The following is a 10,599-nucleotide window of genomic DNA, read 5'->3' as shown; positions in this document are numbered from 1 at the left end:
TATGCCTGATGACCATAGCAAGTTGGTCCCACCCCTTCCCATCCCGAACAGGACCGTGAAACAACTTTGCGCCGATGATAGTGCTGCAACCAGTGTGAAAGTAGGTTATCGTCAGGCTTGTTATTCGAAAAAACCCCCATCGGTGATCCGGTGGGGGTTTTTTTACGTCCTCGGGTTTTATCCAAACCGGCGCTTGCCGGCTCTTTGAAAGGGATATCTTGTCTGCTTTGCACACACTGGAACAATTACGCGCTGGACAACTGGCTGGCGTGCGGCGCCTGAAGCTGTGCTGCGGCTTGAGCGACTTCCCCCGTGAAATCTTCGACCTGGCCGACAGCCTGGAGATTCTCGATTTGTCCGGCAATGCGCTGTCCATGCTGCCTGACGATTTGCCGCGCCTGCACAAGCTGCGCATCATTTTTTGTTCCGATAACCTGTTCACCACTTTGCCTGCCGTGCTTGGTTCATGCGAGGAACTGAGCATGATCGGCTTCAAGGCGAACCGCATACGCCACGTGCCGGCCGCCGCCTTGCCACCCAGGCTGCGCTGGCTGACCCTGACCGATAATGCCATCGAAGTCTTGCCGGACGAACTCGGCAACTGTCATGAATTGCAGAAGCTCATGCTGGCAGGAAATTGCCTGAGCCGTTTGCCCGCGACCCTGGCCAATTGCCGCCAGCTGGAACTGGTGCGCATTGCCGCCAACCGTTTCACGGCCTTGCCCGACTGCCTGCTGAGCTTGCCGCGCCTGAGCTGGCTCGCGTATGCGGGCAATCCCTTCAGCGAAGCGCGTGAACTGGCGGCCCCGGCCGATGCCGGCGCGGCCGGCGTGGCGTGGCAGCGCCTGGAATTGGCGCAGCAGCTGGGCGAGGGCGCATCGGGTGTGATTTACCGCGCGCGCCTCGATGGCTGTACCGATGTTGCCGTCAAAGTGTTCAAGGGAGCGATGACCAGCGATGGCTTGCCGCGCAGCGAGATGGCCGCGTGTGTCAGCGCCGGTGCCCATCCCAGCCTGATTCCCATCCTTGGAATGCTCGCTGGGCATCCGCAACAGGCATCCGGGCTCGTCATGCCGCTCATCGATGCTGCTTTCGGCAATCTGGCCGGGCCGCCGAGCCTAGCGTCGTGCACGCGCGACGTGTATGCCGATGGCGCGCGCTTTGACGCATCGCAAGCGCTGGCCATTGCCCATGGCATTGCCTCGGCCGTATGCCAGCTGCACGCGCGCGGTATCGTGCATGGCGACCTCTATGGCCACAATATCCTGCATACGGCCGCTGGCGCCTGCCTGCTGGGCGACTTTGGCGCGGCATCCATGTTTGTTCCCGGCTCGCCGCAAGGGGACTTGCTGCAGGGCATAGAGGCGCGGGCCTTTGGCGTATTGCTGGGCGAGTTGATCGCGCATGGTGCCGCACCGTTGCCCCTCTTGCAGGCCTTGCACGAAGCTTGCCTGCAGGACGATGTGCTGCGGCGGCCCAGATTCGATGTGATCGAACGGACCTTGCTGGAAATGTTCCCCGCATAAAAAAATGGCGCAGCCTGCACAGGCTGCGCCATTTCTATTTCAAGCTGGGAGAATTCAGCCTGGAACCTGGATTTCTTTTTCCGGCAGGGCGATCTGGTTGTCGACGCTGAACTGGTAGTCTTTGAAGACGTGTTCGGCCGTCAGGATCTGGTACTCGCCATTGTCCAGCTTGTGCGTGGTGTCCTTCAGGCGGTACGTGTAGTGGCCGCAGGTCCAGCAGTTGAAGTTGCGCATGTGCGTGCACAGGCAGGTCTTGTCCATCACGACGACGGTTTTTTGCTCGGGATGGGCCGCCACTTCGCGGTTGTACGAGTTGATGTAGGCACAGTTGCCCGTCGCGTCGAGCAGATAGCCATACGATTCGCAGCCTGGACGGATACCGGCGCCGATGGCGGGCGTGTTCTTCAGCATGCGCATCGGGTAGCCGGTCGGCGAGACGCCATTGACGATGATGTCTTCTTCCGAGGCCTTGTAGTATTCCTGCTTGACCTTGTTTGGCAAGCCGCATTCCTTGGTGACGGTAAAGCGCGTCGCCACTTGCACGCCGGCCGCGCCCGCTTCCAGGAAGGAGACGGCATCGCTGCCCGTGAAGATGCCGCCGGCGGCGATCAGCGGGATGTCCAGCTGTTCCGCTTTCAGGTAGGCCAGCAGTTCCGCCGTGATCGTGTGCAGGTCGTAATTGGCCCAGTCCATGCCGAAACCGAGGTGGCCGCCGGCCAATGGTCCTTCGACGATGATGAAGTCGGGCAAACGGTCCAGCTTGGCGTTCTTGCGCAGGAAAATCTGCAAGGCGCGCACGGACGAGACGATAATGCCCAGCTTGGCATCACGGAAACGGGGATGGTCGGCCATCAAGGCAAACGAGCCGAAGTGCAGACCGGCGGACAGGGTGATGCCGTCGATGCCCGCATCCAGTGCCGCATTCAGGCGTACGCGCAAGGTTTCGCGAGGGCCGTTCATGGTCAGCTTTTCCATGCAATTGACGAAGATCAAACCATCGCCTTTTTTTGCTTCCATGGTACGGCCGATATGGAGGCGCTGTGCTTCCGCCAGGCGGCCCAGGTCGAACTGCACCACGGCCTTGTCGCTGTTATTGATGTTGAATTTGTACAGTTTCGTCTTGTCTTTGACGAAGGTGGTGTCGAAACGGCGATCCGACACGTCTTCCACCATGGCATCGGAGATATGGCCGATACCGTTCAGCCGGGCCGCTTCCAGGGCCAGCTCCGACGTGGAAATATCCACACCCATTCCGCCTATCATGATGGGCACATATTCTTTTTTGCCAAATCGCAGGCGGAAATCATCAACACGTTTCATTGCTATCCTTAGACTACCGTGGTTATCACTGAGCCAGATGTACGGTCAAGCCCGCTGCCGGTCAGGCGCGCGGGCGCATGTAGCTGTGCGCAGCTTCAATTCTACCCCAAGCGGGCAGGCTCTCCGAGGCAGAGCTTGCCACCAGGCCGCGCGTACGCAGGCTGGATCGTGCGCTTGATCGAAATTAATCGCGGAAATTGTTAAATTCCAGCGGCATGTCAGGCACGTCCTTGCGCAGCATGGCCATGGCCGCCTGCAGGTCGTCGCGCTTGGCGCCCGTGACGCGCACGGCTTCACCCTGGATGCTCGCTTGTACTTTCATCTTGCTGTCCTTGATGACGCGCACGATTTTCTTGGCATCATCCGATTCGATGCCATTCTTGATCTTGATGATCTGCTTGACCTTGTCGCCGCCGATCTTCTTGATGTCGCCTTCGTCGAGGAAGCGCACATCGACCTTGCGTTTGGTCAATTTGTTGGTCAGCACGTCGCGCACCTGGCTGAGCTGGAATTCCGAATCCGCGAACGCGGTCAATTCGTTTTCCTTGTGTTCGACGCGGGCGTCGCTGCCCTTGAAGTCGAAGCGGGTCGTGATTTCCTTGTTGGATTGCTCGACTGCATTCTTGACTTCGATCATATCGGCTTCGGAGACTACATCAAATGACGGCATGGTCTGTTCCTTTTCTTGTTAAAGCGAGCGCACGCTCGGCGCGCTGGGCCTTGGCGGCTGATTCTGCGCCATGGGACGGCCCTGTTAAAGATGCGACATTTTAACGGACAACGGGCAAGTCGCCCTTGTCCTGAGGTGGTTTTTTGTCGCTTTCGCTCTATAATCGAGCAAAATTTCCCTATCCCATGTCTGCAGAGCTCACCATCGAACACAATTACTCCCTCCAGCGCCTGAATACCTTCGGCATCGAAGCCAAGGCGGCCGCCTACGTACGCATCACTTCGCAGGCCCAATTGCAGGCGGCGTTGCAAGATCCCGCCCTGTCCGCCATGCCGCGCCTGATATTGGGTGGCGGCAGCAACATCGTGCTCACCGGCGACTTTCCCGGCGCCGTGCTGCACATGGCCACGCGCGGCATGCGCCTGGCGCAGGCCGATTTCGAGACCATCCTCGTCACGGCCGCGGCCGGCGAAAACTGGCACGACTTCGTGCAGTGGACGCTGGCCCAAGGCGTGGGCGGGCTGGAAAACCTGTCGCTGATTCCCGGCACGGTGGGCGCAGCGCCTATCCAGAATATCGGCGCGTATGGCGTTGAAATCAAGGATTATCTGCATAGCGTGAGCGTCATGCACAGCGCCAGCGGCATCGTCTTCGACATGGACCGCGACGCCTGCCGCTTTGCCTACCGCGACAGCATCTTCAAGCAGGCGGACGGGCGCGAGCTGATCGTGCTGGAAGTGACGTTTGCCCTGCCGGCCCAGTGGCAGCCGAACTTGCGCTATGCGGAACTGGCGCAGGCCGTGGCCGAGCGCAATCTTGCCGAGCCGACGCCGCAACAGGTGGCGGAGACGGTGATGGCGATTCGCCGGAGAAAATTGCCGGACCCGGCCGTGATCGGCAATGCGGGCAGCTTCTTCAAGAATCCGGTGGTATCGCGGGAGCAATGTCTTGCCCTGTTGGAACGTTTCCCCACCTTGGTGCACCATGCGCAAGCCGATGGCACGGAAAAGCTGGCGGCGGGATGGCTGATCGATCAGTGCGGCTGGAAGGGGAAAAACCTGGGGCCCGCGGGAGTGTATCCCAAGCAGGCACTGGTTCTGGTGAATAATGGCGGCGCTCGTGGCGCGGACATTACCCGGCTGGCGGCAGCGATACAGGATGATGTAGAGGCGAAATATGGCGTGCGCCTGTCGCCCGAGCCTGTGTTTATCTAAATAGGAAATCCGCGCTTGAAAAAATGGCCAGGGCAAGGCGCATTGCCGAAGACAGTACGCATGGTACGACGAGGCAGTGCAACGCAGCCATGGACGTTTTTTCTGCGTGGATCAGCCAAAATGGCAGACGTAGTCCACGGTCTCGGTCGTTTCAATATCAAAATAGCTATTGCCCGGCACCTTGAATTGCGTGCCAGCGCCATAGCTGTTCCATTCTGTCGCGTCGGCCAGGCGTACCTTGCACAGGCCGCCGACGATTTCCATCGTTTCCGGCGCGCCCGTGTTGAAGCGCAGCGATGACGGGAAAATCACGCCCACGCTTTTCTTCGTGCCATCGGCCAGAATGACATTGTGCGAGACGCACTTGCCGTCAAAGTAGATATTCGACTTCTTGACGACGCTGACATTGTCCAGTTGTGTGCTCATGCTTCACTTTCCTTGCTGTTAAAAATCAGTCCTGGACGTCATCGGCGCTCAGCACGCTGTTGCGTCCGCCGCGCTTGGCCGCGTACAGGGCCTGGTCGGCGCGGTTGATCAGTTGCTCGATCGTCGAGTCCGGCGAAGGCACGATGGTGGCCACGCCGATCGAGATGGTGACGATGCCCGTGGCTGCCGCCGGGTTTTCGATCTGCAAACCCTCGAGGTGGCGCCGGCACGCTTCGGCGATCAGCAGGGCTCCCGCAGCCTCCGTTTCCGGCAGGATCAGGGCAAATTCCTCGCCGCCATAGCGGGCCGCCAGGTCGGCCGGGCGCTTCAAATGTTCCGTCAGCACGGCGGCCACTTTTTTCAGGCACAGGTCGCCCGGCAAATGGCCGAAGTGGTCGTTGTAGCTCTTGAAATGGTCGATATCGCAAAAGAGCAGGCTCAGCGGCGTCTTGTCGCGCTGGCCCCGCTGCCATTCGAATTGCAAGGTTTCATCGAAACGGCGGCGGTTGGCGATGCCCGTCAAGCCATCGAGGGCAGCCAGTTTCTGCAATTCAATATTCGCATCGGCCAGGTTTTTCTGGCTTTCACGCAAGAAACGAAATGCCTGGTCGCGCTGCAAACGGCTGATGTGCGCGTTGGAATGGTAGCGTATGCGCGCCAGCAACTCCAGGCGGTCCGGCAGTTTCACCACGTAATCGTTGGCGCCGACGGAAAAGCTGTGGGCCTTCAGTTTCGGGTCATCCTTGGCCGACAGCACGATCACGGGCACATGCGCCAGCGCTTCGTTTTCGCGGTACAGCTTGATCAGGGCGAAGCCGTCTATGCCCGGCAGCACCAGGTCTTGCAGGATGACGGTCGGTTGCAACCGCAGCGCCGTGTCCAGCGCCTGCGTGGCGTCGGTCACGTAATGAAATTCGATGTCCTGCTGGTCGCTCAGCATGCGCCGGATTGCCTCAGCAATGATCAACTGGTCGTCCACCAGCAGCACGCTGACCTTGAATTCGGTCAGTGCGGGCTCATGCTGGGTGAAACTGGAGGAAAATTCTGGCATTGCATTCTTTTCAGATGTTAGGGGAGGGCTCCCACCCATTGTTGAGTTTGGCGCCCAGGCGGCTGCGCAGGTTGGCGCCTATTCTATCCAAGGGCAGGATTTGCTGCGCCGCATCGAGTTCGGCCGCCGCACGCGGCATGCCATATACGGCACTGCTGGCCTGGTCTTGCGCAATCGTCGTCTTGCCCGCGCGCCGCATGGCCAGCAAGCCATCGCCGCCGTCGCGGCCCATTCCCGTGAGCAGCACGCCGATGGCATCGCCACGCCAGTGCTGCGCCACGCAGTTGAAGAAGACATCGACGGAAGGGCGGTAAACATACTCGCGTGGTGCTGCATCGTAACTCAAACGATAATTTTGATCTAGAAGCAAGTGATCGTTGGTCTTGGCGATCAGCACCGTGCCGGCCACCAGCTCGTCGCCGTCGGCGATCACGCGCACGGGCATGTCCAGCTGGTCGTCCAGCCATTTGGCAAAATGCGAGGCGAAGGTTTCATCGATATGCTGCACCACCACGATGGCGCAGCCGGGCGGGGCCGTCCAGCCGGACAGCACCTTGGCCACGGCCGACGGGCCGCCCGTCGAGGCGCCGATGGCTACCAGCGTGGTGACTTGCCCCTCGCTGCGTTCGATGCTGGCCGGCACCTGGCGCGGCGGCGGCGCTTCCGCGCTGTGGCGTATCAGCTTGCCGATGGTCTTGATCTTGGCCAGCAGTTCGCTGTCGCCGCCCACTTGCCCCTGCAGCACGGGCGTGGCCGTGACGTCGAGCGCGCCGGCGCCCAGCGCGCGGAAAACCTGGTTGACATTGTCCTGCGGGCGGCCCGTGACCACCAGGATGGCGCACGGGCTCTGCTCCATGATCAGGCGCGTCGCTTCGACGCCATCCATCTCCGGCATGTTCAGGTCCATCAGGATCAGGTCGGGGCGGTTGCCCTCGCACATGCGCACCGCTTCGAGTCCCGTGCGGGCGATCCACAGCACCTGGTGTTCCTGCGTGCTGGCCACCACCCGGCGCAGGGCCTCGGCAGCCATGGCGACATCGTTGGCAATGGCAATTTTCATGAAGCGCAATTCATAAACGGGCATCTCCTATCAGGTCGGCCACCGCGTCGAGCAAGGTCTCGTCGTGGAAGCTGCCTTTGGTCAGATAATAGTCTGCGCCGGCGGACAGGCCGCGCGCGCGGTCCTCCGGGCGGTCCTTGTACGAGACGATCATCACCGGCAGCTTGTGCAGGTGCAGGTCTTTCTTGATCAGCGAGACCAGCTCGATGCCGTCCATGCGCGGCATGTCCACGTCGGTGATCACCAGGTCGTAGTCGCCGCTGCGCACCACGTTCCAGCCGTCGATGCCGTCGATGGCCACGTCGACCTCGAAACCGCGCGCCAGCAGCAGCTTGCGTTCCATCTCGCGCACCGTGAGCGAATCGTCGACTACCAGGATGCGCTTGGCGCGGCGCTGCTGCGCATGGCCCGCCTGCGCCAGCTGGTGCAGGCCGCCCTCGTGCAGCAGCTTGTCGATCGACAGCAGCAGGTCGGGCACGTCGAGGATCAGCACCGGCTCGCCATCGTCCAGCAGGGCGGCGGCGGAAATGTCGCGCATCTTGCCGAAAATGGGATCGATGGCCTGCACGGCCAGGCTTTGCTCGCCGCGGATGGCATCGACCACCAGCGCATAGCTTTGCTTGCCGCGCCCGATCACGACCACGGGCAGATCGTCGGCGCTGCTGGCCGCTTCGCCCAGTTCCAGCACCTGCGCCGCCGACACCAGGCCCAGGTGCTCGCCCTTGAGTTCGAAGAATTGCTTGTTTTCCAGGGTATGGATGGCCGCCTGCGGCACGCGCACCACGCTTTCCACCTTGACGATGGGGATGGCGTAGGCCTCGCCCTGGATGTCGATCACCAGCGCGCGCACGATCGATTGCGTCAGCGGCAGGGTAATGAGGGCGCGGAACCCCCGTCCCGGCTCCGATTCCAGGCGCACCGTGCCGTTTTGCTGGCGTATCGTCTCGTGCACGATATCGAGTCCCACGCCGCGCCCGGACAGCTGGTTGGCCGTGGCCTTCAGGCTGAAGGCGGGCAGGAACAGGAATTCCAGCAGCTCGCCCGGCGACAGCGCGGCGGCCATGGCGGGGCTGGCCATCTTGCGCTCGATGACGGACTGGCGGATCTTTTCCAGGTCGACGCCGCGCCCGTCGTCGCTGATCTCGATGCTCAGCATGCCGGCGCGGTGGCGCGCCTCCATGCGTATCGTGCCCAGCGCTTCCTTGCCTGCCTCGATGCGCTCGTACGGGCCTTCCATGCCGTGGTCGATGGCATTGCGCAGCATGTGGTTCAGCGGGCTTTCGATCTTCGCCAGGATGTCGCGGTCGACCAGGGTGTCTTCGCCGTCGATCTCCAGCTGCACTTCCTTGCCCAGGCTGCGCGCCAGGTCGCGCACCATGCGCGGGAAGGCGTGGATGCCGTCGCGGAAAGGGCGCATGCGCAGGGCCAGCACCTCGTCGACCATGCCTTGCGAGACGGCCAGCAAGCGCCGTTCATAGGTCTCGATGTCGGCGATGTGCTCGAGCATGAACTGCTTCAGGGGCTGCGTCTTGTGCAGCGCCAGCAGGGATTTTTCCATCAGGCCCGCGTCGCCCGAGCGGGCAATGGCTTCGTGCAGATGCTCGATGGCGGAAAACAGGCTGCTCTGGTTGCGCTTGAAGCGCTGCAGCGCGCCGATGAACGGGTGCATCTGGTGCGCATTGATGCGCGATTCGCTGGCCAGCGACAGCAGCTTGTCGAAATTCTGCGCCGGCGCCTTGGCGGGGGCGCCGGCGCGCGGCGCGGCCGCAGCCGCGGACGATTCCGCTTCCTCGCCCGCCAGACCACTGGCCACGGGGGCTTGCGTTTCGGCGGCGTCGGCGCTTTCCGGCGGCAAGGGGGGCGGCGCTGGCGCAGGCGAAGATGAAGGCAGCGAAGGCAGGGCTGGCAATTCGGGCAGCTCGGCGATGCCGGCGATGGCGTTCAGGGTCCGGTCGATCTGCGCCGCATTGGCGGCCAGCCACGCTTCGGCGCCCGCATCGTCGAGGCGCGACAGCTGCACGATCAGGTCGACGCCCGACAGCAGCACGTCGACCCGCTCCGGCGTGAGTTTCAGGCGGCCGTGCTGGGCGGCGACAAAGCTGTCTTCCATGCCGTGCGCCAGCTGCACCACCACCTGCAGGCCGACGATGGCGGCGGCGCCCTTGATCGAGTGCGCCGCGCGCATCATCGCCTCGACGGCGGCCGCGTCGCCCGCATGGCGCTCCATGGCCAGCAAGCCATCGGTGAGGATCTGGGTCTGGCTGTCCGCTTCCATGCGGAACAGGTCCAGCATGGAAAAGGCACTGAGGTCGCCGTGCTGGTCCTGGCTCATCGTAATAGTCTCGCAAGTTGAAAGCCGATCAGCGCCGTGTCCAGGCAGCCGATGCGCATGTCGCCCTCGGTGATCACGCCCGACAGAAAGCGCGACAGGCCCTTGTTGATGGTGGCCGCGGGCGCTTGCACGGTGCTTGAGGCATAGCGCACGATGCCATGCAGGTCGGCCACGGGCAGGGCGTAGGCCTGTTCTTCCCAGCGCATCAGCAGCAGGCGCGCGAACGCGTGGCGGCCCTTGGCGGGCGGCGCGCCCTGTTCGTCGATGCCCAGTAGGCTGGCCAGCGACATGCATGGATACAGCTTGCCGCCGATATTGACGATGCCCGCCAGGCCGCGTCCGCCCCGGTGCGGCAGCACGTGCGGCTTGGCCAGCGGCGCCACGGAGTCGAACACGCGCGTGGGCAGCGCCAGCCATTCGCGGCCGATGCGGAACACCAGCGCCGAGCTGTCGCGCACTTCGCCGCCCGCATCGATCTGGCGGAAGTGGCTGGCCCAGTCGCGCTGGTAGTGCTCGTCCACTGGCCGCTGCAGGTTGCGCTGGGCGGCGCCCGCATACACGTCGCAGTTGCGGCAGTGTACGTTGGCGGGCAGCTTGGGGCAGCTCTGGTCGCCGACCACGCCGATATGGTTCCAGCAGTCGTCGATGGCGGCGGGGGACTCGGTGGCGATGAGGTTTGTCATACTGCTTGCCCCTTAGTTGGACGCCTGGCGGCGCTGGTAGATGCGCGCCGCGCGCGCCTTCAGGGTGGCGGCGGCCGTATGGTTGCCATTGCGTTCGGCCAGCAGCGACAGGTGGCACAGCGCCTCGTAGTGGTCCGGCTGCAGGTAGATGCAGCGGCGCCAGTAGTCGTCGGCCAGATCCATCTTGCCGGTGGCGTGGTGTCATCGCGCAGCTTGGCGAACGAACCCCAGCTCGACTTGTCGGCCGGGATCTCGGCCGTGGCCAGCCACTTGCCGTTCAAATGGGTGAAGAAATCGTCCTGCACGCGCACGGCGGG

Annotated in this window: 10 protein-coding genes, 1 rRNA gene and 1 pseudogene; 3 read left to right on the top strand and 9 right to left on the bottom strand. The window is 62.6% G+C overall.

Going from position 1 to position 10,599, the window contains the following annotated elements:
- Nucleotides 1-4: 4 nt before the first annotated feature.
- Nucleotides 5-117: ribosomal RNA gene (gene rrf / locus GCN75_RS28245) — 5S ribosomal RNA — on the top strand.
- A gap of 110 nt (nucleotides 118-227) precedes the next feature.
- Entirely contained in the window at nucleotides 228-1,526 is a 1,299-nt protein-coding gene (locus GCN75_RS28240; RefSeq protein WP_152285304.1) for a leucine-rich repeat-containing protein kinase family protein, read from the top strand.
- 54 nt (nucleotides 1,527-1,580) lie between these two features.
- Here GCN75_RS28240 and GCN75_RS28235 read toward each other — a convergent pair whose 3' ends face one another.
- Both GCN75_RS28235 and GCN75_RS28230 read right to left on the bottom strand, forming a co-directional pair.
- Nucleotides 1,581-2,846, bottom strand: a complete 1,266-nt coding sequence (locus tag GCN75_RS28235; protein WP_152259527.1) for a nitronate monooxygenase — start codon at nucleotides 2,844-2,846, stop codon at nucleotides 1,581-1,583.
- Between the two features lie 184 nt (nucleotides 2,847-3,030).
- Nucleotides 3,031-3,516 carry a YajQ family cyclic di-GMP-binding protein gene (locus GCN75_RS28230; RefSeq protein WP_034759416.1) on the bottom strand — a complete coding sequence of 162 codons (486 nt, stop codon included), beginning with the start codon at nucleotides 3,514-3,516 and terminating at the stop codon, nucleotides 3,031-3,033.
- Nucleotides 3,517-3,701: 185 nt separating this feature from the next.
- Between GCN75_RS28230 and murB the strand changes: the two genes are divergently transcribed.
- Nucleotides 3,702-4,730 carry a UDP-N-acetylmuramate dehydrogenase gene (gene murB, locus GCN75_RS28225; RefSeq protein ID WP_152285303.1) on the top strand — a complete coding sequence of 343 codons (1,029 nt, stop codon included), beginning with the start codon at nucleotides 3,702-3,704 and terminating at the stop codon, nucleotides 4,728-4,730.
- Between the two features lie 111 nt (nucleotides 4,731-4,841).
- Here murB and ppnP read toward each other — a convergent pair whose 3' ends face one another.
- The 7 genes and pseudogenes from ppnP to GCN75_RS28190 form a co-directional block, all read right to left on the bottom strand.
- On the bottom strand, nucleotides 4,842-5,156 hold the full coding sequence (ppnP, locus tag GCN75_RS28220) for a pyrimidine/purine nucleoside phosphorylase (protein WP_152285302.1): 315 nt from the start codon (nucleotides 5,154-5,156) through the stop codon (nucleotides 4,842-4,844).
- A 25-nt stretch (nucleotides 5,157-5,181) separates the two neighbouring features.
- Nucleotides 5,182-6,207, bottom strand: a complete 1,026-nt coding sequence (locus GCN75_RS28215; RefSeq protein WP_152285301.1) for a diguanylate cyclase — start codon at nucleotides 6,205-6,207, stop codon at nucleotides 5,182-5,184.
- A 10-nt stretch (nucleotides 6,208-6,217) separates the two neighbouring features.
- Complete coding sequence (gene cheB, locus GCN75_RS28210; protein ID WP_152285300.1) at nucleotides 6,218-7,267, bottom strand: chemotaxis-specific protein-glutamate methyltransferase CheB; 1,050 nt, start codon at nucleotides 7,265-7,267, stop codon at nucleotides 6,218-6,220.
- Nucleotides 7,268-7,277: 10 nt separating this feature from the next.
- Nucleotides 7,278-9,599, bottom strand: coding sequence for a hybrid sensor histidine kinase/response regulator (locus GCN75_RS28205; protein ID WP_152285299.1), 2,322 nt, complete (start codon nucleotides 9,597-9,599; stop codon nucleotides 7,278-7,280).
- Nucleotides 9,596-10,282, bottom strand: coding sequence for a chemotaxis protein CheW (locus tag GCN75_RS28200; RefSeq protein ID WP_152285298.1), 687 nt, complete (start codon nucleotides 10,280-10,282; stop codon nucleotides 9,596-9,598). The genes GCN75_RS28205 and GCN75_RS28200 overlap by 4 nt, the downstream gene beginning before the upstream one ends.
- Before the next feature lie 12 nt (nucleotides 10,283-10,294).
- A complete protein-coding gene (locus GCN75_RS28195; RefSeq protein ID WP_226941620.1) occupies nucleotides 10,295-10,465 on the bottom strand; it encodes a hypothetical protein in 171 nt (56 codons plus the stop codon).
- Nucleotides 10,459-10,599, bottom strand: a pseudogene (locus GCN75_RS28190) (hypothetical protein); the annotation flags it as partial. The gene GCN75_RS28195 and the pseudogene GCN75_RS28190, both read right to left, overlap by 7 nt.

The sequence above is a fragment of the Janthinobacterium violaceinigrum genome (assembly GCF_009208555.1).
GTDB classification, from domain to species: Bacteria; Pseudomonadota; Gammaproteobacteria; order Burkholderiales; family Burkholderiaceae_D; genus Janthinobacterium; species Janthinobacterium violaceinigrum.
This window is presented reverse-complemented; position numbering and strand designations above follow the sequence as displayed.

Coding starts and splice junctions, on each gene's coding strand:
- GCN75_RS28215 (WP_152285301.1), bottom strand. CDS start 6,207: ATGCCAGAATTTTCCTCCAGTTTCACCCAGCATGAGCCCGCACTGACC.
- ppnP (WP_152285302.1), bottom strand. CDS start 5,156: ATGAGCACACAACTGGACAATGTCAGCGTCGTCAAGAAGTCGAATATC.
- GCN75_RS28205 (WP_152285299.1), bottom strand. CDS start 9,599: ATGAGCCAGGACCAGCACGGCGACCTCAGTGCCTTTTCCATGCTGGAC.
- GCN75_RS28200 (WP_152285298.1), bottom strand. CDS start 10,282: ATGACAAACCTCATCGCCACCGAGTCCCCCGCCGCCATCGACGACTGC.
- GCN75_RS28230 (WP_034759416.1), bottom strand. CDS start 3,516: ATGCCGTCATTTGATGTAGTCTCCGAAGCCGATATGATCGAAGTCAAG.
- cheB (WP_152285300.1), bottom strand. CDS start 7,267: ATGAAAATTGCCATTGCCAACGATGTCGCCATGGCTGCCGAGGCCCTG.
- GCN75_RS28235 (WP_152259527.1), bottom strand. CDS start 2,846: ATGAAACGTGTTGATGATTTCCGCCTGCGATTTGGCAAAAAAGAATAT.
- murB (WP_152285303.1), top strand. CDS start 3,702: ATGTCTGCAGAGCTCACCATCGAACACAATTACTCCCTCCAGCGCCTG.
- GCN75_RS28195 (WP_226941620.1), bottom strand. CDS start 10,465: ATGGATCTGGCCGACGACTACTGGCGCCGCTGCATCTACCTGCAGCCG.